Source organism: Ruegeria sp. HKCCD6119, assembly GCF_013110585.1.
Lineage (GTDB): Bacteria > Pseudomonadota > Alphaproteobacteria > Rhodobacterales > Rhodobacteraceae > Ruegeria.
The window spans coordinates 530,574-554,125 of sequence record NZ_WVQV01000001.1 but is presented as its reverse complement, the minus strand read 5'-3'; the positions used below and the strand labels follow the sequence as shown (position 1 = coordinate 554,125).

Genomic DNA, 23,552 nt, shown 5'->3' with positions numbered 1-23,552 from the left:
GTCAAGGGCCACGTCGTGCTAAGCTTGCTGTCATGAAACGGTTTTTGCTTGCCCTTTTGCTGACGTCCACGCCGGTTTCCGCCGATTACATCGGCCCTGACGGCAAGACCCGCGATTGCTATTGCACCGACACGTCCGGGTCCCGCATCGAACTGGGTGAGATGATCTGCCTGCAAGTCGACGGCCGCATGTTCACGGCACAATGCCAGATGTCCCTGAACGTGCCCATGTGGCGCGAGGTGCAGGAAGGGTGTTTATCGTCCGGGTTGCAGAGCGATCCTGTTGATCACTTTGAACAGGATGAGGCGTCCTGAGCGTCGGTAGAACAGTTACATCTGCTCCAACCACCCATCAACCCGTGCCTTGTTCGCACCGAAATCCCTGCGACCGAACCGCAAACGGCCATGGATGCGCAGCGTGTCGCCGTCCTGCTGAACAGTGGTATAGTCGGGGAAACCAATCCATATCGTGCGGGTGACATAGGTGATCATGCCCTCATCGACCGAACCTGCCAAAACCGAGGTGCGCGGCGTGGCGCGGGCGATCCGATCGAGGTTCTCCAACCCTTCCGGGCCGGTTGTAACAACGCGCAGAACGCCACCCGGCAAGTCCTGATCAACCTCTGCAACCGGTGCAATATGCCATTGCGCCAGAGCTGACGGGGCCAACCGGACGTGAGCGACCAGCCCAAGCACCAGCGCGATCACTGCCCACAAAACCATCTTTTTCATCCCGCTTTGCCCTCTTGCAGAAACCCTATGCGGATCAGGCGCCGGGGCAAGCCGTTCCGGGCCGGTTTACCGCGACGTCACACCCGGCAGGATACACAGCATCTCGTAGATCAGGTTGGCTGCCGTCAGGGCCGTGTTGCCGGATGGGTCATACGGAGGTGAAACCTCGACCAGATCACACCCCACCACATTCACACCCTGCAACGCGTGGATCAGTTGCAGCGCCTGCGGCGTGGTCAGCCCGGCAATCTCTGGTGTACCCGTGCCCGGTGCAAAGGCCGGGTCCAGGCTGTCGATGTCATAGGTGACATAGACCGGATGATCCCCGATGATCTTGCGGATCTGAGAACCGATCTGCGTCAGGTTCTGCTGCCACAACTCCCAGGCCGGGAACTGGCGGAAGCCCCAATCCCTGGCTTCGGTGAAATCCGAAGCCGCATAGCCCGATCCGCGAATGCCGATCTGAAAGGTCTTGTCGGGGACAATCAGCCCCTCTTCATAGGCGCGGCGGAAGACGGTTCCGTGGGTCTCTTTCTCGCCGAACATCTCGTCATTCACATCCGCATGGGCATCCACATGCACCAGAGCCACCGGCCCATACTTTGCCGCAATGGCCCGCAGGATCGGCAGGGTGATCGAATGATCGCCCCCCATCGCCACCGGGGTCACGTTCTTTGCGAGGATCGCGTCATAGCTTTCCCTGATGATCCTCAGGCTGTCCGCAAGCGAGAAGGTGTTGATCGCCAGATCCCCGATGTCGGCGATTTGCAAGCTGTCGAACGGAGCCGCCGAGGTAGCCATGTTGTAGGGCCTTATCATCGCGCTCTCGCTGCGGATCTGTTTGGGTCCGAACCGGGTGCCCGATCGCCACGAGGTGCCGATATCCATCGGAATCCCCAAAACCGCCACATCCAGCCCCGCCAGCGAGGCTGCCTGGGACAGGCGCATAAACGTATTCGGCCCCGAAAACCGCGCCAGATCATTACCGCTGATGGGTTGGTTGAATTGTGTCATATTCTTTCTCGACAAGCCCCAGAGTATTTTGCTTTACGAACTGTTTCGAAGTTCGCGCAAATTTTCCGAAACATCATCATTAATTGGATAAGAAACACTTAATGACGTCTCAAAATCTGCGTCCGATGAAAACCGGGTGTACGTCGCACCCCAGCGCCTATCATCCCCTCGGGGATGGCTTTCCCATACGAGAAACGCATCCCAAGTGTCCAATCCGTGATTGTTGTCGGGCCTTAGTGCAGGCAATTCTCTTTCGATCAACCCGATGACACCTGTGTCCAGTGCGTGGCGTTCGCTTGCGTTCATCGGTCGCAAGGCATCAGAAACAGAGCACCCTCTATCACTATATCGAAGCATCATTACTGTTTCGGGATCAACCCAAGCCAGCCCGTCAGCCCGCTCAAGGCGCACTAGACGTTTTTCTGGAGCAACGACCTGACCGTCGGCAAATGGTACGCAGTATGTCTCAAACAAAGTCATTGCTGAATGCTCGCGAGCAGTTGGCTGATGCAGGCGATCACGCGCAAAATACCCGAGCGGCAACCCAAGGAGAACAATGCACGCCCAGATCAGAGCTTTTCGTTTAGTCATGCGAGTTTATTCCACCCCAACAGGCAGACGATCTGCGTCGCCACATGCGCGCCCGCAATCGCCGTCGCGCCGGATGTATCGAACGGCGGAGACACTTCGACCACGTCGCCGCCCTTGATGTTGATCCCCGCAATTTCGCGCAGGATGATCTGCGCCTGAATGGAACTCAAACCACCCCAGACCGGTGTCCCCGTACCCGGTGCAAAGGCCGGGTCCAGACCGTCGATATCAAAGCTTAGGTAGACCGGGCTGTCGCCCAGAATGCCCTTGATCTTCTGCGCCACGGCGGCGGGGCCGGATTCGTAGACCTCGCGCGCGTCGATGATGTTGACGCCCAGCGTGTCCTCGTTGGTGGTGCGGATCCCCACCTGAACCGAGCGTTTCGGATCCACGATCCCCGACTTCACCGCCTTGTAGAACATGGTGCCGTGGTCCACCCGGCTCATGTCGTCATCGGCCCAGGTGTCGGTATGGGCGTCGAACTGCAACAGCGACATCGGCCCGTATTTCTCGGCATAGGCCTTGAGGATCGGAAAGCTGATATAGTGGTCGCCCCCCAGCGCGACCGAGGCCACATCCGCCGTCAGAATGGTGCGGATATGGTCGGTCAGCGTGTCGGGAAAGGCGGGAATGTTGGCATAGTCATAGGCCATATCGCCGTAGTCGATGATAGCCAGCTCGCTGAGCGCATCGAAGGGCCAGCCATAAGGTGCATCGGGCGATTGCAGCGCGCTGGCCTCGCGGATTGCACGCGGGCCAAGGCGGGTGCCCGGGCGGTTGGTCACCGCCTGATCAAACGGCACGCCGGTCACGGCGATGTCGACGCCGGTCAGGTTCTTGGTATACAGCCGCCGCAGAAACGAGGTCGCCCCGCCAAAGGTGTTTTCATAGGACAGGCCTTTGAGATCCGGGTTGGTGAATGCCTCGTCCACCTGGTTTTTTGCGTCTTCCAGTGCCATTTCGCTCCCCCATCAGCCCAACGGCTGCGCCTTTTCCACGATCCGTGCGAAGAACGATGCCCCCACCGGCGCGATATCATCATTGAAGTTGTATTTCGGATGATGCAGCCCGGCACCATCACCCTGCCCAAGGAACAGATAAGCCCCTGGTCGCGACTGAAGCATGTACGAAAAGTCCTCGGCCCCCATGTCGCGCCCCATTGTGTCGATCACCCGTTCAGCCCCCGACACTTCGCGTGCGACGGCCGCGGCAAAGGCTGCCTTTTCAGCATCGTTGATCGTCGCCGGGTATCCCACCTGATATTCAAGCCGTGCCTCGACACCGTAAGACGCGGCCTGCCCCTGAACGATCTGCTCCATCCGGTCCATCACCATTTTCTGCACAGAAGGATCGAATGTACGAACCGTGCCGTTCAGATAGGCGGTGTCCGGGATCACGTTGTTCACCGTTCCGGCGTGGATCTGAGTGACCGAAACAACCAGGTCTTCCACTGCATAGTGGTTGCGGCTGACGATGGTCTGGATCGCCTGTGCAATGCCGCAGGCCGCCATGACCGGGTCGCGGGTCTGATGCGGCATGGCGCCATGGCCGCCGACGCCTTGGATATGAATATCGAACGTATCGACCGCCGCCATGATCGGCCCCGGCGTTGTATGGAACGTACCTTCCGGGTTTCCCGGATCGTTGTGTATTCCATAGACCTCAGAGATATCGAACCGCTCCATGATGCCTTCTTCGACCATGACACCCGCACCGCCACCTTCTTCCTCGGCCGGTTGAAAGATCAGGGCCACACGGCCGCGGAAATTTCGCGTCTCGGCCAGATACCGCGCCGCGCCCAGCAGCATTGTGGTGTGCCCGTCATGCCCGCAGGCATGCATCTTTCCAGGATTCTTCGATGCATAGTCGACGCCTGTTTCTTCGGTGATCGGCAATGCATCCATATCGGCGCGCAGGCCAATGGTCGGGCCGTCGCCCTGCCCGTTGATGATCGCGACCATCCCGGTCTTTGCGATCCCTTCATGCAATTCATCAACCCCGAATTCACGCAGACGCTCGGCCACAAACGCGGCAGTCTCAAAGCACTCGAACTCCAACTCGGGTATCGTGTGCAGATATTGGCGCCATCTGGTCATATCGGCAGAGAAATCGGCAATTCGGTTGACGACGGGCATCTGGGGTGGACTCCTGATCGGGACTGCGGGATGGATGCATCTGACACCGGAATGAAAGGGTTCGCAATGGCCGATAATCCTCTGATCCATGACAGTGACGCAGGGATCGAACGCCTGCTGGAAATCATGCGCCGCCTGCGTGATCCGCAAACCGGCTGCCCGTGGGATATCGAACAGGATTTCGCCACCATCGCGCCCTATACGATCGAAGAGGCCTATGAGGTCGCCGACGCCATCGAGCGTGAGGCCTGGGACGAGCTGAAGGGAGAGCTGGGCGATCTGCTGTTCCAATCCGTCTTCCACGCTCAAATGGCGGAAGAAGCGGGATATTTCACCTTTCAGGACGTGGTTCGCACCATGTCCGACAAGATGGTGGCCCGGCATCCGCATGTCTTCGGTGACGAATCCCGCGATAAATCCGCCGAACAGCAGACCAAGGACTGGGAAGCCATCAAGGCCGCCGAACGTGCGGGCAAGGAACAGAAAGGCGCGCTGGACGGGGTGGCCGCCAACCTGCCAGCCCTGCTGCGGGCGCATAAGTTGCAAAAACGGGCCGCGCGCGTAGGGTTCGACTGGCCCGACGCCAGCCACGTTCTGGCCAAGATCACCGAAGAAGCCGCCGAACTGGAAGAGGCGCGTGACAAGATGGACGCGGATGCGCTTGAGGATGAATTCGGCGATCTGCTGTTCGTGATGGTCAATCTGGGTCGTCATCTTGGCATCGAACCGGAGGCCGCGTTGCGCCGCACCAATGCCAAGTTCACCCGTCGCTTTGAACAGGTCGAGACCCGGCTGGCCGAACGGGGAAAGACCCCCTCGCAAAGCGATCTGGCCGAGATGGATGCGCTGTGGGACGAGGTCAAAACCGAAGAGCATCGCGCCAACGGCAAACTCCCGCCGGTTGAAGTCATGGCCGCACCCAGAAACGGGTAGACAAGGCACCCGACACTTGCGAGTGTCCCACCTTCACGACCACCGGAGACGCCCATGCCCCCTCGCAAGATCATCATCGACACCGATCCCGGACAGGACGATGCCGTCGCCATCCTGCTGGCGCTGGCCAGCCCGGAGGACATCGAGGTTCTTGGCATCACGGCGGTCGCAGGCAACGTGCCCCTGGAATTGACCGCCAAGAACGCTCGGATCGTGTGCGAACTGGCGGGCCGGACCGACATACCTGTTTATGCGGGCTGCGACAGACCGTTGAACCGCCCGCTGGTCACGGCCGAGCATGTGCATGGCAAGACAGGTCTGGATGGCCCGGACCTGCCCGATCCGCAGATGCCGCTGACCGAAGGGCATGCGGTGGATTTCATCATCGACACCCTGCGTTCTGAAGAACCGGGCACAGTAACCCTTTGCCCGCTGGGGCCACTGACAAATATCGCGACCGCGTTCAGCAAGGCTCCGGACATTGTGGACCGGGTACAGGAAATCGTTCTGATGGGCGGAGCGTATTTCGAGGTCGGCAACATCACCCCGACAGCTGAGTTCAACATTCACGTCGATCCAGAAGCTGCTGATATCGTTTTAAAATCCGGCAGACCAATCGTGGTCATGTCGCTGGATGTCACGCACAAGGCGCTGGTCACCAAACCCCGCAATGATGCGTTCCGTGCGCTGGGAAACAAAGTCGGAATCGCCGTCGCCGAGATGACCGATTTCTTCGAAAGGTTCGACAAGGAAAAATACGGCAGCGCAGGTGCGCCTTTGCACGACCCTTGCGTGACCGCCTATCTGATCCGGCCCGAGCTGTTTTCGGGCCGTCATGTGAATGTCGAGATTGAAACCCAGTCCGAGCTGACAATGGGCATGACGGTCGCCGATTGGTGGGGCGTAACCGACCGCGCGCCCAATGCGCTGTTCATGGGGGAAATCGACGCCGACGGCTTCTTCAATCTTTTGACGGAAAGGCTGGCCAGATTATGAGCGCCGCCCTGCGCCTGGCGCGCCCCGAGGACCTGGATCGTCTGATGGCACTGGTCACCGCCTTCCATACCGAGGCCGGATTGACGCAAGACCCGGACCAGACCCGAAACGCTCTGACACCCCTGCTCGAGGGTATTCCCCATGGCTGTGTCTATCTGATCGGCCCCGGACGCGCGCCGTTGGGCTACATCATCCTGACCTTCGGCTGGTCCGTCGAATTCGGCGGCATGGACGGTTTCGTGGACGAAATCTATATCCGGCCCGCTGTTCGCGGCCGCGGCATCGCAACCGAAGTTCTACTGGCGCTGCCCAAAGCTTTGTCCGAAGCGGGGCTGACTGCCCTTCATCTGGAAGTCGACCGGCACAACGAGGCCGCTCAGAAGATCTATCTGCGCACCGGGTTCAAACCACGCGACAGATATATGCTGATGAGCAAGTCGCTTTAACGAGACTCGCCGCGGAAGATATTGGCCGGGTTCATGTCCTGTACCGGGTCATTCGACGAAACTTCTTCTCCGGTTATCGGATACGTTCCCGGACCCGCGCAGGCAGACAATACTGTGATGGACGCTGTGACGATTATCAGAAGGAATTTGGATACAGACATCGTGGTCTCCTTTCTGCAATGAAGAAAGACTACGGCATTTGGAGTGAACGTGATAAGTAACAAGTTCACACATAAGAATAATTAAGCCACTTAAATATTATCAAATTTCCACGTCTAAGACGACCATGCCCCTGAGAATTTTATCTTTTTTCTGGCACGCCAATGTCTTCTTCAAAAAGCGGCATCTCGAAAAAAAGCAGGTGATCGCGTGCGATTTCAGGAGTTTCGTAATAGGCGTCGCGCAGGTGAAAGCCCAAAGACAGGTATAACCGAGTCGCCACTTCCAGGGGTTTGCCGGTGTCCATTCGAATATAGTCGAACCCAAGATCTCGGCACATTTCGATCAGCGAAAGCATGATGGCACAGCCTGCGCCGGTCCCCCTTGCTGCGTCGGTTACAAATACGCGTTTGATTTCAGCCACACCGGGCTCGTAGGTGTGAAACATGCCGCAGCCGACCGGTTCCCCATGCAGCAATGCCAGTTTGATCCCACCGTTCGGCGGTGCGTGTTCCGCGTCAATGTTGTCCATTACACGGGCGTATTTTTCGCTTGGGTAGAAAGCCTGCACAATCTGGGCGGTTCTTTCATCCAGTGCCAGCAGGAAATCCCTGTAATCCCAACACAAACGCCGAACCGCTTCAAACTGGTCCGGCGTTTCCGGTTCGATGATGTTCAGCACAATGCGACCCCCGGATTAAACCCGGGGGTCAGCCTAGCACCAAGTGCGTTATTTGCGAAGGATCGACGCGCCTGCGTATTCGGCCACTTCCCCCAGCGACTCCTCGATGCGGATCAGCTGGTTGTATTTCGCCAACCGGTCCGATCGCGCCAATGAGCCGGTTTTGATCTGACCACAATTCGTCGCCACGGCCAGATCGGCAATGGTCGCGTCCTCGGTCTCGCCCGAACGGTGCGACATCACGTTGGTGTACCGCGCGCGGTGCGCCATATCGACGGCGCGCAGGGTTTCGGTCAGCGAACCGATCTGGTTCACCTTGACCAGCATTGAGTTCGCGCAGCCACGTTCGATCCCTTCGGCCAGACGTTCCGGGTTGGTCACGAACAGGTCATCACCAACCAGTTGCACCTTGTCGCCGATGGCATCGGTCAGGGCCTTCCAGCCATCCCAGTCATCTTCAGACATGCCATCTTCGATCGAGATGATCGGATAGTCATTGACCAGAGCAGCCAGATAGGCTGCGTTTTCCTCGGATGTCAGGGTGATCCCCTCGCCCGCCAGAACGTATTTGCCGTCTTTGAAATACTCGGTCGCCGCGCAATCCAAGGCCAGGTGGATTTCTTCGCCCGGCTTGTAGCCCGCCTTTTCGATGGATTTCAGGATGAAATCCAGCGCCTCGCGTGTGCTGGAAATGTTGGGGGCAAAACCGCCCTCGTCGCCCACGCCCGTGGCCAGACCCGCGGAAGACAGTTCTTTCTTCAGTGTATGAAACACCTCGGACCCCATGCGCACCGCTTCGCGAATGTTCGCGGCGGCGGTCGGCATGATCATGAATTCCTGAATGTCGATCGGGTTGTCGGCATGTTCGCCACCATTGATAATGTTCATCATCGGAACCGGCAGAACCCGCGCCGAGGTGCCGCCCACATAGCGATAGAGCGGCTGGGTGGTGAAATCCGCCGCCGCCTTGGCCGTGGCCAGCGAGACGCCCAGGATAGCGTTCGCACCCAGACGGCCTTTATTCTCGGTGCCGTCCAGCTCGATCATGGCCTGGTCAATGGCCACCTGCTCGGTCGCGTCAAAGCCCACCAGTTCTTCGGCAATCTCGCCGTTCACGGCGGCGACGGCTTCCAGAACGCCTTTGCCCATATAGCGCGCCTTGTCGCCATCGCGTTTTTCAACCGCCTCATAGGCACCGGTGGACGCGCCCGAGGGTACGGCAGCGCGGCCCATGGTGCCGTCTTCCAGAATCACGTCAACTTCGACTGTCGGATTGCCCCGGCTGTCCAGAATTTCGCGTGCGTGGATGTCGATGATGGTGCTCATGAAGCCTGTCCCTGTGACTGCGGTCGGTTGCACGCGTCATAGCAGCAACCGGCCAAAAGTAAACCGGTTCCGTTAACGCTAACACGCATATTCCCGGACATTTAGGGCTAACAATTCGCTGTTTGCGCCAACAGGGTCAGGCAGGTGCCAATTCCCGCGCCAGACGCCGTTCGCGGACAAAGGTATAAAGACCCGAGCCGATGATCAGGGTCGCCCCCGCCATTGTCAGCGCATCAGGGCGTTCACCGAACATCAGCATTCCTGCAAGGATCGAGAACACAAGGCGCGTGTACCGGAACGGCATCAGGGCCGAGGCTTCGCCCACCCTCATCGCAGTGACAATGCCGTAATAGCCCAACACGCCAAATCCGATCGCCCCCGCATAAGGGCCCGTTTGACCGGCTTGAACCGGCACGAAGGATGCCCCGGACATGATCATCAGAACCAGGCCGGCCACAGCCACCGCAATATAGGCCTGCATCGCAACGACGGATGAGGGCACGCGTGGGTCCAGCTTGCGGGTGATCAGATCGCGCGCCGCAATGGCGACCACGGACAACACCACAAACAGGGATTCCGGCCGAAAGCCCTCCATCCCCGGACGGATGATCATCAGAACACCGACAAAGCCGACACCGATCGCGCTCCAGCGACGCCAGCCGACCTGCTCTCCAAGGAACAGGGCCGCACCCATGGTGACGACCAGCGGCATGGCCTGAAACACGGCCGCAACGGTGGACAGGTCGATCAGCGACAACGCCGTCACGAACGCCACCGCGCCAAAGCCTTCGGTCGCAGCGCGGATCAATGGCAGGGTTTTCCATGCCACGGGGTCAAAGATCCGCTTTCGGGTGACCACTGACATCGCGGCAAACACGAGCCCGCAAAACACGCCCAGAAACACCATGATCTGCCCTGTCGGCACAGAGCCGGACAGGAGCTTGATGAACATGTCCTCAAGTGCAAAGGCCGCCATCGACCCGATGAGCAGCAGGATGCCGTTTACGTTGTTCATTTGCGCGTCCGTTGGAAAGGGCACAACTGGTGCCTGTAGATGCACAACAACCTCAACCAACGGCATCTGGCAAGACAATTCCCGTCACGCCTGATGAATTAACGTGAGGCGATCAATCGCGTTTCGTGATGGGTCAGTCCTTTTCCAGCGGGACGCCGTACAGCTCCAACCGGTGCCCTTTCAGCTTATACCCAAGCTTGGCGGCGATTCTTTCCTGTAGGGCTTCGATCTCGGGGTCGACGAATTCGATAACCTCTCCTGACTGCATGTCGATCAGGTGGTCGTGGTGATCGCGCTCGGCGTCCTCGTACCGGGCCCGTCCGTCGCCGAACTCAAGACGTTCCAGAATACCAGCCTCTTCGAACAGTTTGACCGTGCGATAGACCGTTGCAATGGAAATGCCTTTGTCCGCAGCAGACGCCCGCGCATAGAGTTCCTCGACATCCGGGTGGTCATCGCTCTGTTCCAGTACCTGCGCGATGACCCTTCTTTGACCGGTCATGCGCAGCCCTTTGGCTTCACAACGCCCAATAATCGTTTCCGACATGATGCCCCTCAGACTTGCTCGGGTGTCTGTCTTAATATGTCTGCGCAGGTTTCGCTACAGGGATTTCACCTTTTGCGACCTTCTGATCTGGCGCGCGTCAGATCGGCCCAGACGGGCAGGTGATCAGATGCGATATGCGCGGGACGTGTGTCGTGAACACCATGCGCCACGGCCTGTATTCCGCTGCCCAGCGCGATCCGATCCAGCGCGCCCAGGGGCTGCGCGGCGGGAAAACTTGGTCTGGGAGGCAGAAACCGCATTTCGGGGACCAGGTGATCCAGTACTGGCTGACGTGACCACTCGTTGAAGTCACCGGCCCAAACAGTCGGCATCTGGTCCATGTCCCAGTCGTTCCGCCGAATGTGCAAAATCTGCTGTCGCCGCGACGCTGGCAACAGTCCAAGATGCATACCCATCACGCGCAATGGCCCGATATGGGTGTCGAACTCGACACGCACCGCACCGCGCGGCTCCAGCCCCGGCAACTCGTGATGCCCTTTTCGGCGGACCGAGATACCCTCTCCGCGCCAGATCACCGCGTTGCCGTGCCAGCCCAGACTTCCCGCGCCGCCCAGATCTACGATCTGCCATCCCGCCTCGTCCAACATAAAATGCGGCAGCGCGGCCGGACGGGGCGGCAGGCGCTTGTCGGCCTCCTGCAACACCACGATATCCGCTTTCATGTTTTCGATGACTTGCAGAATACGTTGGGGTTGGCGCCGGAAATCCAACCCGACGCATTTCTGAATGTTGTAGCTTGCGATACGCAGCGTGGAGGAAGTTGGCATGAGGGCGTGACCAAATGAATTGCCCTAAAGTGCCATGCCTGACGTGAGGCGCAACCCCTCTGCTTGGTTTCCTGCTGCGACAATTCCGATACGGCATCCGCCCCCAGCAATCTGCCTGCTATTTCGGCGATTGAAACCTGGCTGATATCAAAGCGAAGGTTCCGCTTGATCCCCGGCCCTGCAACGCTCTATCCCGATGCGGTGACGACAACACATCGCAGCCAAAGCGGGGCCCGCATGAGCCTGAGCCAGACCCAACCCGACAACAGCACCCGGGCCAGTATCGTTTTGGTGACAGGCGGCGCGCTATGGGGCCTTTATTGGATTCCGGTGCGGTTTTTCTTTGATCAGGGCCTGACCGGCCCCTGGTCAGGGATCGCGATGTACTGCGCGGCCCTGATTGCGTTGATCCCCTTCGTCTGGTCCGACAGGCGCATGCTGGCCCGGCAATGGCGCGATTTGATGCTCAGCGGAATGTTCACAGGGGCTGCATTCGGCCTGTATTCGATCAGCCTTGTCTACACCGACGTCGTCCGCTCGATCCTGTTGTTCTATCTCACCCCGATCTGGGGCACGATTCTGGGCGTCGTATTTCTGAAAGAACGCCTGAGCCTGATGCGCCTTGCGGGTCTGATCTGCGGGCTTGGCGGGCTGTTTGTCGTGCTCGGAGGCGCCGGGTTCGTGCCATGGCCGCAGAACTTGGGTGACTGGCTGGCACTGGCATCGGGCATATGCTGGGCATTGGGTACGCTGGGCCTGTACAAGGCTGGCAGCATGACCATCTCGGGTCAGGTCTTTGCCTTTGTGATTGGCGCGTTGTTGCTGTCGCTTGTCAGCCTGCTGATGCTTGGGGGCCAAACCCTGCCGAACATCACAGGCGAAGAGTCGATCCGCATAGCGGGATATGCAATGCTGTCCACCTTTTATGTCCTGCCCATGATCTACATGACCATCTGGCCAGCAACCAAGCTGTCCCCCGCAAAGGTCGGCCTGCTGCTGATGAGCGAGGTTGTCGTTGGCATCGCTTCAGCCGCCGCCCTGTCAGGAGAACCATTTGGCCTGCGTGAGTTTCTGGGCGCCATCCTGATCGTCAGCGCCGCGGTGGTGGAAATCCTGCGGAAATAGATGCAGGCCTCGCGTCACGTCCCGCAGAATGTTGCATGGACCACCTCATTTTCGGCCGGAGGACGCCTCAGGTCTTCCGCATCCCCCTGATCCTCGTACGGTCGCGCCAACACAGCGTTCAGCCGGTCGAAGGGCGCGTAATCACCCTGCACCGCCGACTGGATCATCTGTTCGATCCGGTGATTGCGCGGAATGAATGCGGGGTTTGCGGCGGTCATCACCTCCAGTGGCGCCGCTTCGTGCGCCAACCGTGCACGCCAGTCTTTTTCCCAAGCGTCAAACGCTGCCGGGTCAAGGAACTGATCCCGCGCCGTGCCACCGCCCAGCGCCCGGAAGGTATTGGTGAAATCCGCCTGCCCCCCGGCCATGCGCTTCAGAAGGTCGGTGATCAGTTCCTGATCGCCCTCGTCCGCGGTTGCCAGTCCGATCTTTGCCCGGAACCGGGACAACCAGTTCTGTTGCAGCAGGTCCGGCATCGCGTGGACGATCTCGGTCGCCTCTTCCACGGCGGCCTCTTTGTCGTCCATCTGCTGGATCAAGGCCGTTGCCAACTGCGCGAGGTTCCACACCGCGATATTAGGCTGGTTCGAATAGGCATAACGACCCATCCGGTCAATCGAGCTGTAGACGGTGTTGGGGTGATACGTGTCCATGAACGCACATGGGCCGTAGTCAATGGTCTCACCCGCGATCGAGCAGTTATCGGTATTCATCACCCCATGGATAAACCCCACGCTCATCCATCGTGCAATCAAACCGGCCTGCGCATCGCGCACCGAACGTAACAGGCCCATCGGCCCATCTGCCTTTGGGTAATGCCGCGCAATGGCATAGTCCGTCAGGCGCTTCAGGCTGTCCATCTGCCCACGCGCTGCAAAAACCTGAAAGGTCCCCACCCGCAGATGACTGGATGCAACCCGGGTCAGAACAGCTCCGGGCATCTTAGCTTCACGAAAGACGGTCTCGCCGGTTTCCACGGCTACCAAGGCGCGTGTGGTCGGAATGCCCAGGGCATGCATCGCCTCGGACACCACATATTCCCGCAGCACCGGCCCCAGCCAGGCCCGGCCATCGCCCCGGCGGGAAAACGGCGTAGGACCCGAACCTTTCAACTGGATGTCCCGGCGCACCCCGTCCGTTCCAACCGTCTCGCCCAACAGCACCGCACGCCCGTCGCCCAGCTGCGGGTTGTATTTCCCGAACTGATGCCCGGAATAAAGCTGTGCGATGGGCTCGGCACCTTCGGGAATACTGTTTCCCGCAAAGGCTTCGGCCATGTCCTCGACGTCTCCGGGCGATATCCGCAGCAACCTGGCCAGATCATCGTTGAACGCAATCATCCTTGGCGCGCGCACGGGAACCGGTGACTGCCGTGCAAAGAACGCATTCGGCAGACGGGCATAGGAGTTATCGAAGGGGATTTTCAGGGTCATGTCGTAAACATATCCCTCGGACGCATGAATACCATAGCGGATCACGCCGGCCCGTGCATAATCGCACCCAAACACGAGGAACCACATGACCGCACAAGAGATTATCGACGGCCTGAACCTGCAACGGCATCCCGAAGGTGGTTGGTACGCCGAGACATGGCGCGCCGAAAACGAAGGTCGCCCCACCGGCACCTGCATCTACTTCCTGTTGCAGAAAGGCGAAAGCAGCCACTGGCACCGCGTCGATGCAACCGAGATCTGGCTGTACCATGCCGGTGCACCGCTTGTCCTGTCGCTCAGCGCAACCGACCAAGGCCCCGCCACCGAACACGTGCTGACACCCGACCTTTCCGCTGGCGCACCACAATTGATCGTCCCGGAAGGCCATTGGCAAGCCGCCCGCAGCACGGGTGATTACACGCTGGTCAGTTGCACAGTCTCGCCCGGCTTCCAATTTGAAGGATTTGAATTGGCCGCCCCGGGCTTTGATATCCCAAAGGCGTAAGCCGACTTCAACGATCTCGGAAAAGGTAAGTTTACAGACGGTTGCCCATTGATCATTCTGTACACGCAGCCACAGGCGACGGAGTAACGAGTAAGTATGAAGCAGGTCCTGCTGACTGTCTTGTTCTTGTGTCAAAGCGCAGCAATCGCCAGCGCAGAGCCCGCTTGCGCCGAGGCCCGTCTTGCATCCGATCTGACTGCGCCAGAACTGAACGGGGAAGAAACGGCTGAAGATGCTGACCCGATCGTGAAAGCCGAACCTGCGGTGCTGGTTTCCAGGCGTCCTGCCCTGCGACCCTGCAAGTTTCGGAAATTCGAAGTGGGCCGTGAACGAATGCAGGAACGGGGCGCCGTGTGCGGCGACTGGACAATTCTGGGTGAAACTCGCAAGCCCGTCGCCGGAAAGGCCCGCGGATGCGGGATCACGAACCCGGTTCGGGTTTACAAAATATCAGATATCGCTCTCAGCCAGTTCTCATTGATGGACTGCCAGACAGCGGTCACGCTGAAAACGTGGATCGAAAACACGGCCAAGCCAGCCTTTGCCGATATGGGCGGCGGGCTGAAGGGGATGCGGATCGTTGGCCACTATGCCTGCAAGACCCAGAACAACCAGCCGCGCTCACGCATTTCGGAACACGCGCGCGGAAAGGCGATCGACATATCGACCTTCGTTCTACAGGACGGAACACAGATCACGGTCCGGGACGGATGGAACAACGCGCAGGGCACTGTTTTGAGAGAGTTGCACGAAGGCGCCTGCGGCATATTCGGAACCGTGCTTGGCCCGGACGCCGACCGCTATCACGTCGGGCATTTCCATTTTGACACGGCCCGCCGCAAGGGCGCTCCGGTGTGTCGATGAACCTTCGGGTAGCGCCTCTATTTGTCGCTTCGGCTTTTGATCAACAAATTGATCAGCGGTACCAGCAGCGTCGCTGCCGATCCCAAAGGGTTCGATCCAATGCTCTTGACCGCCTGCACGACCTCTTTGGCCTCTGCCGTCATCTCCTCCAATTCGTCTTCAATATCCGCTATGGCCATATCGCGCACCTCGACGGCCGGTGCGACTTCGTCGTCGATATTTCGGCGTCTTGCAATCAGCACCATAAGCCCGGCGAAAACGATGTTTCCAAAGGCCAACAGCGCCGCCGCCGATGCTGGTGACATCGCGCTCTGAAGCGCCAAGAAAAAAGAGACATTCAAAAGCACCACCGCCGACAATGCCGCGATGCCCGCGATGCCCATCAGTATGGTCTGTTGCTGCACCACCCCAAGACGGCGGCGTGCAATCAAACGTTCGGTCCGATAGATCGTAACCAGGTTCTTGCTCAGTCTGCTCATAACCCGCCTCCTAGCCCTGCGCGCGCCCGACGACGTACCCCAGCGAAAACGCAATCAGCAACGCCGTGATCGGATAGTCTTTCTGAAGCCGACCGAACTCCTCGACAACGTCATGTCCCAAGGACTGAACCTGGCTCAGGTCGATCCCGTGGTCTTCCAGCAGCTGCCGGATTTCATCCGACGATTTGGCGCCCTCAGGCGGATCATCGGAACCCGATTCCTTTTCGGCCTGCGCCTCCAACGTCGCATTCCGCTTCCGCAACTTCTCCAACTCGGCCTCAAGCTCTGCCTTGGTCGCCATACTGCCATGCCCCTGATCCATCGGTCCGGGCAATCGTCGCACAAAGAGTTGTTTTTTTGAACTGTTTTCCGGATCGGGTTATCCGACCGGGTCCATCGACACCGTACTGACGACCCCGCCACCGACAAGCGCCTTTACGCCGGTGGTTCCGGGACAAGAGGTCGGCAGCCCCCGCGCGACACGCACCGCCAGATAGGCAAACGCCTGCGCCTCAAGCATGTCGCCGTCCAGCCCCACCGCCTCAACCGGTTCGACCGGGCAATCCAGCGACACGCGCAACATCTCCATCAGCACCGGGTTGCGTCTGCCGCCCCCGGTGACCAACACACAAGACGGAGGTTTCGGACAATGCTCCATCCCCTGCACCACAGCTGCGGCGCACATACCGGTCAGGGTCGCCACCGCGTCAGCGTCATCCAGTTCCTTGACCAAACCGATCATTTCCGAAAAATCGTTCCGGTCCATGGACTTCGGCGGCATGCGAGAAAAATACGGCTCGGCCAGAAACAGCTCCAGCGCGCCCATTTCCACCGTTCCATCGCGCGCAAGCGCCCCGTCGCGGTCCATCGGAAGCCCCAGCCGGGCCTGCATCAGATCATCGACCGGCGCATTGGCCGGGCCTGTATCAAAGGCCAGCAACGCACCGGGCGCTTCGGGGCCCTCGAACGCCGGGTCCACATAGGTCAGGTTGCCGACCCCGCCCAGGTTCAGGAAACACAGCGGCCGGTCCGCGCCGAACCATTTGGCACAGGCGAAATGAAAGAATGGCGCAAGCGGAGCCCCCTCGCCCCCCATCACCACATCGTCGCTGCGGAAATCCCAGACCACCGGGCGCCCGAGGGCCTGCGCCAGCCCCAGCCCATCACCGACCTGCAATGTCCCGCGTCCGCGCGGCTCATGCGCCAGCGTCTGTCCGTGAAAGCCGATCAGATCCACATCCTCGAACTCGGACAGTGCTTCGGCATGGGCGATTGTCACCATCTCTGCCGCCGCATCGACCTGGGGACCATGCCACTGGCCCAGCGCGGCGCGCAACACGTCGCGTTCCGCATCCGAATACGCGCGGTATCCGCTTTGCCCAAACCCGTAAATCAAATGCCCGTCGGTTTCCACCACCGCGGCATCAACCCCGTCCATCGAAGTGCCGGACATTGCGCCCAAAGCCCGGAGCTTTCCGTGTTTCGCGATGGTCTGGCCCAAGCCTGCCTCCTGAATTGGCTGTTTCATTCGCCGCCTCCGGGTCCGGGATTTCACCTTTGGGTTGCAGCCCGGTCAACGTGCCTTCTGTTGGGGCGCAAAGGCAAGCGTTCCGGACCGGCCCGGCAATTTTTTTCTCAGCGCGCGTGTCTGGATCGACACCCTCGACCACACCCCGCGCCCGAGGTGAAAAGGTGGCTTTTCCTCCCACGCGCTGCCGCCTATACAGTGCCCCGCAACATTAACCCAAAGGGCACGATATGACCTACCACCCCAAATCGGATTTCATCGCCACGATGATCGAGCGCGGCTTTCTCGCCGACTGCACCGATTATCAGGGCCTTGACGACGCGCTGATCAGTGGGGTGCAAACAGCGTATATCGGCTATGACGCCACGGCGCAGTCGCTGCATGTGGGTCATTTGATGAACATCATGGTACTGCGCTGGCTGCAAAAGACCGGCCACAAACCGATCACGCTGATGGGCGGTGGTACCACCAAGGTGGGTGATCCTTCGTTCCGATCGGATGAACGCCCCCTGCTGGGCCCTGAACAGATCGACGCCAATATTGCGGGCATGAAGCAGGTCTTCGCCAAGTACCTGTCCTATGATGACAGCGAAACCGGCGCGCTGATGCTGAACAATGCCGAATGGCTGGACAGCCTGAACTACCTCGATTTCCTGCGCGATATCGGGCGACATTTCTCGGTCAACCGGATGCTGAGCTTTGAATCCGTGAAATCTCGGCTGGATCGGGAACAATCGCTGAGCTTCCTCGAATTCAACTACATGATCCTGCAAGCCTATGACTTCCTCGAGCTGAACCGCCGCTATGGCTGCGTTCTGCAGATGGGTGGTTCAGACCAGTGGGGCAATATCGTCAACGGGATCGACCTGACCCGCCGCGTGCTGGATCACGAGATCTATGGCCTGACCACCCCCCTGCTGACCACCAGCGATGGCCGCAAGATGGGCAAGTCGCAAGGCGGCGCGGTCTGGCTGAACGGCGACATGCTGAGCGCCTACGAGTTCTGGCAGTTCTGGCGCAACACCACAGACGCAGATGTTGGCCGGTTCCTGAAAATCTTCACGGAACTGCCGGTCGAAGAGTGCGACCGTCTTGCAGCGCTTGAGGGTTCAGAGATCAACGAGGCTAAGAAAATTCTAGCTGATGAGGTCACCACTCTTCTTCACGGCGTTGATGCAGCAAAAGCTGCCCGAGCTACTGCGGAAGGCATTTTTGGTTCGATGGCAGTTCGGGAGGGCGGGCAAGACTCATTCTCAGCTTCTGGTAATGTAAGCGCACTACCCACCCTCACGGTCACTAAAGATGAGCTTGGCGACGGAATTTCTATTGTTCAACTCATTGTCAAATCCGGCCTCGCCAAATCCGGCAAAGAGGCCAAGCGTCTGATCGCCGAGAACGGTGCCAAGCTGGACGACGCGCCGCTGACCGATGCCGGGCTGATGATCGACGCAAACGCCCTGTCTTCGCCGATCAAGCTGAGCGCAGGCAAAAAGCGCCACGCGCTGGTTCAACTGGGCTGACCTGGCAAGGCTGAAAGACACGAAATCGAAACGGCCACCCAAACGGGTGGCCGCTTTTCATTCGGTAAGCCGTGCTTATCTGCGTTCTTTTCCGCCGCCACGACCGGGCTGGTCGCCACTTTCGTCATTGTTGGCGTTATGACCGCGGCCCGGGCTGCTGCCTTCACCGCCATTGCCATGGCCGTTGTTGCCCTTGCCACCACCTTTACCCTTGCCGCCTTTACCTTCGCCTTCGCCTTTGCCTTCACCGCCGCCGGGTTCACCGCCGCCGCCAGATTCACCTCCGTCGCCGGATTCACCACCGCCACCGGACTCACCACCGCCGGACTCACCACCGCCGGACTCACCACCACCGCCAGTTTCACCGCCACCGCCGGATTCACCTCCACCGCCAGTTTCACTACCGCCACCGGTTTCACTACCGCCACCGCCGGATTCGCTTCCTCCACCGCCGGACTGGCCACCTCCTTTGTTATCGCTTTCTTCAGACGCGCCGCTGGGGCCACTTTCACCGCCTCCGACAGCTCCACCAGCATCGGCGAATCCAGACCCACCGGGTTCAGATCCGCGGCTTTCACCCCGGTTTTCCGCCGAACCAGACAGGTTTGCCGTCGGCAAATCCGTCAGCAACGCGGCCAGCCCCGGGCATTGCGCTCCGGTTACAGTCAAAGTTGTTTCAAAGTCGGCACGCTTTTGAAGCCTGTCCAGAAAACTCGGGGTTACCTGCACACAATCGCACAACCCGGCATAGTCCCCCGCGTTGGCAAGAGTCCGAGCCGTTTTCCAGTTGCAGGTTTCCGGTGCGGCAGCGGCATCGCCAACCATCACCATTCCAAAAACGGGCACAGCGACAACTGCACCCAGTATGTGTTTCGTACTTATTACCATAACAGATCCTCCTGACGGAAAAACACACAAAGGCGCCGAGTTCTTCGCTCACGAACAGGCGCGTTTTCGTGAAGTCGGCATTAAGTATTGTTGAGGATCGGCCGAAAAATCGGGGCCAAGGACCCTACCCGCCAACCAAGTTCCTGCCTTCTCAAATATGTGGACTCTGGCCCCAAAATGCAGTTATTGAACAAGTGTTCATATCCTTGGGAGGAGTTCACCATGCACCTGTCCACCACTGCCGCCCTCATTACCGGAGGCGCATCCGGTCTTGGCGAAGCCACGGCACGCCACTTCGCCTCGGAAGGCGCGCAGGTCACCATTCTGGATCGTGATGCGGATCGTGGCGCACAGGTCGCCGCCGAGATTGGCGGGCATTTCGCGCAAACGGATGTAACCGACCAAGAGTCGGTGGCCGCAGCCGTGCGCCACGGCATGGACAAGATGGGCAAGATCACGGCCACGGTGAATTGCGCCGGTATCGCCTATGGTATCAAGACCGTCGGCAAGGATGGCCCTCACCCTCTGGATGCTTTCCAGCGTACGATCGACATCAATCTGGTTGGCACCTTCAACGTGTCCCGGCTGGCCGCTGCCGAAATGGCAAAGAATGAACCCGAACCAGACGGGGCACGCGGGGTGATCATCAACACCGCCTCGATCGCTGCGTATGACGGGCAAAAGGGTCAGGCGGCCTATGCGGCCTCGAAGGGCGGCGTCGTGGGCATGACGCTGCCGATGGCCCGCGACCTGGCCTCGACCGGCATTCGCGTCATGACCATCGCGCCGGGCATTTTCATGACCCCGATGCTGGCGGGCCTGCCCGAAGAGGTGCAACAACAGCTTGCCGCCGACGTCCCGAACCCTGCCCGCCTTGGCGATCCGCATGAGTACGGACGACTGGCCGGCTTTATCGTCGAGATGTGCTATCTGAACGGTGAGGTCATCCGCATCGACGGTGCCCTGCGTATGCGCTAAACCGGGGCTCATGACCGAGCGGCAGAAAATGGAAGCGGGTGAATGGTATTGCTGCCTTGACCCGGAACTGGATGCGCTCCGCGCCGAAGCGCGCCGGGCCGTTCATGCCCATAACACATGCCCGCCGGATGCCCGTGGGGCCATCGCGCCGGAACTGGCAGCCCTGTTCGCGGGCTTTGGTCAGGATAGCTTTCTCGAGGCTCCGTTTCACTGTGCCTACGGAATAAACCTGTCGTTGGGAGACCGCGTGTTTTTCAACGCAGGCTGTGTCGTGCTCGACACCGCGCCGGTGACGATTGGGAATGACACGATGCTTGGACCTGCGGTGCAGATCTATTGCGCCGAACACGCGAAAGATCCTGCCTTGCGCGCTCAAGGCCTCGAAGTTGCCCACCCTGTCAGGGTCGGCGACAACGTCTGGATCGGCGGGGCCGCGATCATCATGCCGGGCGTTACGATCGGCAACCATGCCATCATCGGAGCGGGCAGCGTGGTGACAAAAGACGTTCCCGCCGGCGAGACCGTGGTTGGCAACCCTGCCCGGCCGATACGCGCCCGCCGATAACCCTGCTCTTCCGCCAATCCACCAGGGCCTTGTTCGCGGGGCGTAGCGCCTGTTTTTTTTGATCAGGCCGCGCCGGGTCAACGTGTCCCCAAGGAAGGGCGCCCGGGCAAGGTGGATTTCGACTGCGCCGAACTCGAAAGAGACATCGCCTACGCCGAAGAAGAATGCACACAAAACGACCCGCATGTGGTTGCGACATAACCCGGTGTCGTTGCCTTCCATGCAATTTGGAACAGCCGCGAACCGTCGCAGACGCTTTTGAACGCGCTTCATCTCGCCACTTGCATAAATATACTCGACGGGGTCGCAGCCAAACCAAGCTGAACGAATTGACGCGGATCCGCTGATCCTGTCCCCGGCAAAACCGAAGCAGCAGGCGAACTCCGGTTTTTCAGAAGCTTTTCCACGCCGCCTGATAAGGCGCGCGCAGTTGGCGTCTACTCAGCCTGGGCTTTCTCTTCCAGTGTCAGCCATTCCTCTTCGGCCGCCGACAACTTGTCTTGCCGTTCGACAAGCGCCTCGGACGCTTTCTGGAACTTGACCGGCTCGCGGGTAAACAGCTCGGGGTCGGACATCAGTTCTTCGAGCTTTGCAATCTCGGCCTCCAGCCGTTCAATCTCGGCCGGCAGCTTTTCCAGACGGTGCTTCTGGGAAAAGGATAATCCCGATCTGGCTTTTGCTTCCTGCTTCACCTTCGGCTTGGAAAGCTTTGTCTTGATGTCTTTTTTCACGGAAACTTCGCCCCGCTGCGCAATATAGTCGGACCAGCCGCCGGCATAGACGGTCGCCCGCCCGTTGCCTTCCATCGCGATGGTCGTCGTTGCAACGCGGTCCAGAAAATCCCGGTCGTGGCTGACCAGCAGAACCGTTCCGTCGTAGTCGTCCAGCAGTTCCTGCAATAGATCCAGCGTTTCGACATCCAGATCGTTGGTCGGTTCGTCCAGCACCAGAAGATTGGAAGATTTCGCCATCAACTTGGCCAGCAGCAACCGAGCCTTTTCCCCACCCGACAAGGATTTGACAGCCGCCCTTGCCTGCCGCTCGTCAAACAGGAATTCCTTGAGATAGCCCACGACATGTTTGGGCTGCCCGCCAACCATCACCTGATCGGCCTTGCCGGAAACCCGCATATCCGGGTCGCCGGTCAGGCTGTCCCACAAGCTCATCTCGGGGTCCAGTTGCGCGCGGGTCTGATCGAACACCGCGACCTCAAGATTGGTACCCAGCGACACCGAACCTTCGTCCGGCTCCACCTGCCCCAGAAGCATCTTCAGCAAGGTCGTCTTGCCGACCCCATTCGGCCCGACAAAGGCCACACGATCACCGCGCTGCACCAGAAGATCAAAATTCCGAACGATCTGCTTGTCGCCGAACCCTTTGGCCAGCCCTTTGGCCTCGATCACCTTGCGGCCCGATTTTGGCCCGGCCTCCAGCGTCATCGCAGCGGAGCCCTGACGCTTGATCTGTGCCGCCTTTTCGGCCCGCAGCGCCTGTAGGGCCCGCACCCGGCCCTGATTGCGTTTGCGTCGGGCGCTAATGCCCTCAACCGCCCATTTGGCCTCGGACTTGATCAGACGGTTCAGCTTGTGACGCTGCTGGTCTTCTTCTTCCCAGATCTTGTCCCGCCAAGCTTCGAACGCGTCAAAACCTTGCTCCTGCCGTCGGACAGCGCCCCGATCAATCCAAAGTGTCGCCCGCGTCAGTGCCCGTAAAAAGGCCCGGTCGTGCGAGATCAGCACAAACGCTGCACGTGTCGAGCCAAGCTCGCGCTCCAGCCACGCGATGGCTTCGATATCCAGATGGTTGGTCGGTTCGTCCAGCAGCATCAGGTCCGGTGCCTCGGCCATTAGCTTGGCCAATGCCGCCCGCCGCCTTTCACCGCCCGAAGCAGTCTCAACGGCGCGCGCAGGATCGAATTTCAGCCCCGCACCCGCCCGTTCAACCTTGTAGAGCTCCCCCGGCTCCAAACCGCTCGACGCATAGTTGCCCAGGGTGGCAAAGCCCTCCATCGTCGGGTCCTGCTCCATATAGCCCACGGATTTTCCGGGCGGCACGACAATTTCACCGCGGTCAGCCTCGACCAGGCCGGCCATCACTTTCATCAGCGTGGATTTGCCCGATCCGTTGCGCCCAACCAGCGCCACGCGGTCTCCGGGCTGTACCACCAGATCCAGTTCGGAAAACACCGGTTCGCCCCCGAAAGTCAGGGATATGCCGGACATCTGCAACAAAGGAATTCTCGCCATGCCCGCCAGCTAAACCGGCGGCCACACTGCGTCAACGCCCTGTTTTCACCTTTTCGGA

Annotated in this window: 27 protein-coding genes; 10 read left to right on the top strand and 17 right to left on the bottom strand. The window is 59.6% G+C overall.

Annotated features, from left to right (window positions below):
- The first annotated feature begins 32 nt into the window (after positions 1-32).
- Entirely contained in the window at positions 33-314 is a 282-nt protein-coding gene (locus GS611_RS02825; RefSeq protein ID WP_171631964.1) for a hypothetical protein, read from the top strand.
- A gap of 15 nt (positions 315-329) precedes the next feature.
- Here GS611_RS02825 and GS611_RS02820 read toward each other — a convergent pair whose 3' ends face one another.
- The 5 genes from GS611_RS02820 to GS611_RS02800 all read right to left on the bottom strand — a co-directional run bounded on the left by GS611_RS02820 (position 330) and on the right by GS611_RS02800 (position 4,471).
- Entirely contained in the window at positions 330-731 is a 402-nt protein-coding gene (locus GS611_RS02820) for a DUF1499 domain-containing protein (protein WP_171631961.1), read from the bottom strand.
- A 66-nt stretch (positions 732-797) separates the two neighbouring features.
- Positions 798-1,745, bottom strand: coding sequence for an agmatinase (gene speB / locus GS611_RS02815; protein WP_171631958.1), 948 nt, complete (start codon positions 1,743-1,745; stop codon positions 798-800).
- A gap of 33 nt (positions 1,746-1,778) precedes the next feature.
- Positions 1,779-2,336 (bottom strand): hypothetical protein, encoded by a 558-nt coding sequence (locus GS611_RS02810; RefSeq protein WP_171631956.1) that lies wholly within the window; start codon positions 2,334-2,336, stop codon positions 1,779-1,781.
- Entirely contained in the window at positions 2,333-3,295 is a 963-nt protein-coding gene (gene speB, locus GS611_RS02805; protein ID WP_171631953.1) for an agmatinase, read from the bottom strand. The genes GS611_RS02810 and speB (GS611_RS02805) overlap by 4 nt, the downstream gene beginning before the upstream one ends.
- A gap of 12 nt (positions 3,296-3,307) precedes the next feature.
- Positions 3,308-4,471 (bottom strand): M20 aminoacylase family protein, encoded by a 1,164-nt coding sequence (locus GS611_RS02800; RefSeq protein ID WP_171631950.1) that lies wholly within the window; start codon positions 4,469-4,471, stop codon positions 3,308-3,310.
- A gap of 66 nt (positions 4,472-4,537) precedes the next feature.
- Here GS611_RS02800 and mazG point away from each other — a divergent pair, with 66 nt between their 5' ends.
- Genes mazG through GS611_RS02785 form a run of 3 tightly spaced genes read left to right on the top strand, consistent with a single transcriptional unit; the run spans position 4,538 to position 6,846 of the window.
- Positions 4,538-5,404, top strand: a complete 867-nt coding sequence (mazG, locus tag GS611_RS02795; RefSeq protein WP_171631948.1) for a nucleoside triphosphate pyrophosphohydrolase — start codon at positions 4,538-4,540, stop codon at positions 5,402-5,404.
- Between the two features lie 54 nt (positions 5,405-5,458).
- Positions 5,459-6,400: a nucleoside hydrolase gene (locus GS611_RS02790; RefSeq protein ID WP_171631945.1), complete on the top strand. Its 942-nt coding sequence runs from the start codon at positions 5,459-5,461 to the stop codon at positions 6,398-6,400.
- Positions 6,397-6,846, top strand: coding sequence for an N-acetyltransferase (locus GS611_RS02785; protein WP_171631942.1), 450 nt, complete (start codon positions 6,397-6,399; stop codon positions 6,844-6,846). Before GS611_RS02790 ends, GS611_RS02785 begins: the two co-directional genes overlap by 4 nt.
- Here GS611_RS02785 and GS611_RS02780 read toward each other — a convergent pair.
- The 6 genes from GS611_RS02780 to GS611_RS02755 all read right to left on the bottom strand — a co-directional run bounded on the left by GS611_RS02780 (position 6,843) and on the right by GS611_RS02755 (position 11,363).
- Positions 6,843-7,007, bottom strand: a complete 165-nt coding sequence (locus tag GS611_RS02780) for a hypothetical protein (RefSeq protein ID WP_171631940.1) — start codon at positions 7,005-7,007, stop codon at positions 6,843-6,845. The two genes, GS611_RS02785 and GS611_RS02780, sit on opposite strands and share 4 nt — an antisense overlap.
- A gap of 140 nt (positions 7,008-7,147) precedes the next feature.
- Entirely contained in the window at positions 7,148-7,687 is a 540-nt protein-coding gene (locus GS611_RS02775) for a GNAT family N-acetyltransferase (protein ID WP_171631937.1), read from the bottom strand.
- Between the two features lie 48 nt (positions 7,688-7,735).
- Complete coding sequence (gene eno, locus GS611_RS02770; protein ID WP_171631935.1) at positions 7,736-9,013, bottom strand: phosphopyruvate hydratase; 1,278 nt, start codon at positions 9,011-9,013, stop codon at positions 7,736-7,738.
- Positions 9,014-9,149: 136 nt separating this feature from the next.
- The gene (locus GS611_RS02765) at positions 9,150-10,028 is read right to left on the bottom strand and encodes a DMT family transporter (protein ID WP_171631932.1); all 879 of its coding nucleotides are present in this window, start codon (positions 10,026-10,028) and stop codon (positions 9,150-9,152) included.
- 133 nt (positions 10,029-10,161) lie between these two features.
- Positions 10,162-10,575, bottom strand: coding sequence for a Fur family transcriptional regulator (locus tag GS611_RS02760; RefSeq protein WP_171631929.1), 414 nt, complete (start codon positions 10,573-10,575; stop codon positions 10,162-10,164).
- 65 nt (positions 10,576-10,640) lie between these two features.
- Positions 10,641-11,363, bottom strand: coding sequence for an endonuclease/exonuclease/phosphatase family protein (locus tag GS611_RS02755; RefSeq protein ID WP_152458217.1), 723 nt, complete (start codon positions 11,361-11,363; stop codon positions 10,641-10,643).
- 165 nt (positions 11,364-11,528) lie between these two features.
- Between GS611_RS02755 and GS611_RS02750 the strand changes: the two genes are divergently transcribed.
- Complete coding sequence (locus GS611_RS02750) at positions 11,529-12,488, top strand: DMT family transporter (protein WP_171631926.1); 960 nt, start codon at positions 11,529-11,531, stop codon at positions 12,486-12,488.
- 14 nt (positions 12,489-12,502) lie between these two features.
- Here the strand turns inward: GS611_RS02750 and GS611_RS02745 are convergent, their stop codons facing one another.
- Positions 12,503-13,921, bottom strand: coding sequence for a YdiU family protein (locus GS611_RS02745; protein ID WP_171633799.1), 1,419 nt, complete (start codon positions 13,919-13,921; stop codon positions 12,503-12,505).
- Positions 13,922-14,006: 85 nt separating this feature from the next.
- Here GS611_RS02745 and GS611_RS02740 point away from each other — a divergent pair, with 85 nt between their 5' ends.
- Together GS611_RS02740 and GS611_RS02735 are read left to right on the top strand one after the other, a co-directional pair.
- Positions 14,007-14,426 (top strand): cupin domain-containing protein, encoded by a 420-nt coding sequence (locus tag GS611_RS02740; RefSeq protein ID WP_171631924.1) that lies wholly within the window; start codon positions 14,007-14,009, stop codon positions 14,424-14,426.
- A gap of 96 nt (positions 14,427-14,522) precedes the next feature.
- The gene (locus GS611_RS02735) at positions 14,523-15,290 is read left to right on the top strand and encodes an extensin family protein (RefSeq protein WP_171631922.1); all 768 of its coding nucleotides are present in this window, start codon (positions 14,523-14,525) and stop codon (positions 15,288-15,290) included.
- 17 nt (positions 15,291-15,307) lie between these two features.
- Here GS611_RS02735 and GS611_RS02730 read toward each other — a convergent pair whose 3' ends face one another.
- From GS611_RS02730 to GS611_RS02720, 3 genes are all read right to left on the bottom strand, one after another.
- Positions 15,308-15,769, bottom strand: coding sequence for a hypothetical protein (locus GS611_RS02730; protein ID WP_171631919.1), 462 nt, complete (start codon positions 15,767-15,769; stop codon positions 15,308-15,310).
- Positions 15,770-15,779: 10 nt separating this feature from the next.
- Complete coding sequence (locus GS611_RS02725; protein ID WP_171631916.1) at positions 15,780-16,070, bottom strand: hypothetical protein; 291 nt, start codon at positions 16,068-16,070, stop codon at positions 15,780-15,782.
- A gap of 78 nt (positions 16,071-16,148) precedes the next feature.
- The gene (locus GS611_RS02720; protein WP_171631913.1) at positions 16,149-17,297 is read right to left on the bottom strand and encodes an anhydro-N-acetylmuramic acid kinase; all 1,149 of its coding nucleotides are present in this window, start codon (positions 17,295-17,297) and stop codon (positions 16,149-16,151) included.
- A 230-nt stretch (positions 17,298-17,527) separates the two neighbouring features.
- Between GS611_RS02720 and tyrS the strand changes: the two genes are divergently transcribed.
- Positions 17,528-18,817 carry a tyrosine--tRNA ligase gene (tyrS, locus tag GS611_RS02715; protein ID WP_171631910.1) on the top strand — a complete coding sequence of 430 codons (1,290 nt, stop codon included), beginning with the start codon at positions 17,528-17,530 and terminating at the stop codon, positions 18,815-18,817.
- 75 nt (positions 18,818-18,892) lie between these two features.
- Here tyrS and GS611_RS02710 read toward each other — a convergent pair whose 3' ends face one another.
- On the bottom strand, positions 18,893-19,705 hold the full coding sequence (locus GS611_RS02710) for a hypothetical protein (protein ID WP_171631907.1): 813 nt from the start codon (positions 19,703-19,705) through the stop codon (positions 18,893-18,895).
- Between the two features lie 222 nt (positions 19,706-19,927).
- Between GS611_RS02710 and GS611_RS02705 the strand changes: the two genes are divergently transcribed.
- On the top strand, positions 19,928-20,683 hold the full coding sequence (locus tag GS611_RS02705; RefSeq protein ID WP_171631905.1) for a 3-hydroxyacyl-CoA dehydrogenase: 756 nt from the start codon (positions 19,928-19,930) through the stop codon (positions 20,681-20,683).
- Between the two features lie 10 nt (positions 20,684-20,693).
- Entirely contained in the window at positions 20,694-21,248 is a 555-nt protein-coding gene (locus tag GS611_RS02700; RefSeq protein WP_171631903.1) for a sugar O-acetyltransferase, read from the top strand.
- A 437-nt stretch (positions 21,249-21,685) separates the two neighbouring features.
- Here the strand turns inward: GS611_RS02700 and GS611_RS02695 are convergent, their stop codons facing one another.
- Positions 21,686-23,494 carry an ABC-F family ATP-binding cassette domain-containing protein gene (locus GS611_RS02695; RefSeq protein ID WP_253284945.1) on the bottom strand — a complete coding sequence of 603 codons (1,809 nt, stop codon included), beginning with the start codon at positions 23,492-23,494 and terminating at the stop codon, positions 21,686-21,688.
- Positions 23,495-23,552 lie beyond the last annotated feature (58 nt).

Excerpts from the sequence above, each read along its gene's own strand:
- GS611_RS02760 (WP_171631929.1), bottom strand. The coding sequence starts at position 10,575 with ATGTCGGAAACGATTATTGGGCGTTGTGAAGCCAAAGGGCTGCGCATG.
- GS611_RS02825 (WP_171631964.1), top strand. The coding sequence starts at position 33 with ATGAAACGGTTTTTGCTTGCCCTTTTGCTGACGTCCACGCCGGTTTCC.
- GS611_RS02725 (WP_171631916.1), bottom strand. The coding sequence starts at position 16,070 with ATGGCGACCAAGGCAGAGCTTGAGGCCGAGTTGGAGAAGTTGCGGAAG.
- GS611_RS02730 (WP_171631919.1), bottom strand. The coding sequence starts at position 15,769 with ATGAGCAGACTGAGCAAGAACCTGGTTACGATCTATCGGACCGAACGT.
- GS611_RS02820 (WP_171631961.1), bottom strand. The coding sequence starts at position 731 with ATGAAAAAGATGGTTTTGTGGGCAGTGATCGCGCTGGTGCTTGGGCTG.
- GS611_RS02790 (WP_171631945.1), top strand. The coding sequence starts at position 5,459 with ATGCCCCCTCGCAAGATCATCATCGACACCGATCCCGGACAGGACGAT.
- tyrS (WP_171631910.1), top strand. The coding sequence starts at position 17,528 with ATGACCTACCACCCCAAATCGGATTTCATCGCCACGATGATCGAGCGC.
- GS611_RS02740 (WP_171631924.1), top strand. The coding sequence starts at position 14,007 with ATGACCGCACAAGAGATTATCGACGGCCTGAACCTGCAACGGCATCCC.
- GS611_RS02780 (WP_171631940.1), bottom strand. The coding sequence starts at position 7,007 with ATGTCTGTATCCAAATTCCTTCTGATAATCGTCACAGCGTCCATCACA.
- GS611_RS02745 (WP_171633799.1), bottom strand. The coding sequence starts at position 13,921 with ATGACCCTGAAAATCCCCTTCGATAACTCCTATGCCCGTCTGCCGAAT.
- GS611_RS02810 (WP_171631956.1), bottom strand. The coding sequence starts at position 2,336 with ATGACTAAACGAAAAGCTCTGATCTGGGCGTGCATTGTTCTCCTTGGG.
- GS611_RS02800 (WP_171631950.1), bottom strand. The coding sequence starts at position 4,471 with ATGCCCGTCGTCAACCGAATTGCCGATTTCTCTGCCGATATGACCAGA.
- GS611_RS02785 (WP_171631942.1), top strand. The coding sequence starts at position 6,397 with ATGAGCGCCGCCCTGCGCCTGGCGCGCCCCGAGGACCTGGATCGTCTG.
- eno (WP_171631935.1), bottom strand. The coding sequence starts at position 9,013 with ATGAGCACCATCATCGACATCCACGCACGCGAAATTCTGGACAGCCGG.
- GS611_RS02700 (WP_171631903.1), top strand. The coding sequence starts at position 20,694 with ATGACCGAGCGGCAGAAAATGGAAGCGGGTGAATGGTATTGCTGCCTT.
- GS611_RS02755 (WP_152458217.1), bottom strand. The coding sequence starts at position 11,363 with ATGCCAACTTCCTCCACGCTGCGTATCGCAAGCTACAACATTCAGAAA.
- GS611_RS02695 (WP_253284945.1), bottom strand. The coding sequence starts at position 23,494 with ATGGCGAGAATTCCTTTGTTGCAGATGTCCGGCATATCCCTGACTTTC.
- GS611_RS02710 (WP_171631907.1), bottom strand. The coding sequence starts at position 19,705 with ATGGTAATAAGTACGAAACACATACTGGGTGCAGTTGTCGCTGTGCCC.
- GS611_RS02705 (WP_171631905.1), top strand. The coding sequence starts at position 19,928 with ATGCACCTGTCCACCACTGCCGCCCTCATTACCGGAGGCGCATCCGGT.
- speB (WP_171631958.1), bottom strand. The coding sequence starts at position 1,745 with ATGACACAATTCAACCAACCCATCAGCGGTAATGATCTGGCGCGGTTT.
- speB (WP_171631953.1), bottom strand. The coding sequence starts at position 3,295 with ATGGCACTGGAAGACGCAAAAAACCAGGTGGACGAGGCATTCACCAAC.
- mazG (WP_171631948.1), top strand. The coding sequence starts at position 4,538 with ATGGCCGATAATCCTCTGATCCATGACAGTGACGCAGGGATCGAACGC.
- GS611_RS02720 (WP_171631913.1), bottom strand. The coding sequence starts at position 17,297 with ATGAAACAGCCAATTCAGGAGGCAGGCTTGGGCCAGACCATCGCGAAA.
- GS611_RS02765 (WP_171631932.1), bottom strand. The coding sequence starts at position 10,028 with ATGAACAACGTAAACGGCATCCTGCTGCTCATCGGGTCGATGGCGGCC.
- GS611_RS02735 (WP_171631922.1), top strand. The coding sequence starts at position 14,523 with ATGAAGCAGGTCCTGCTGACTGTCTTGTTCTTGTGTCAAAGCGCAGCA.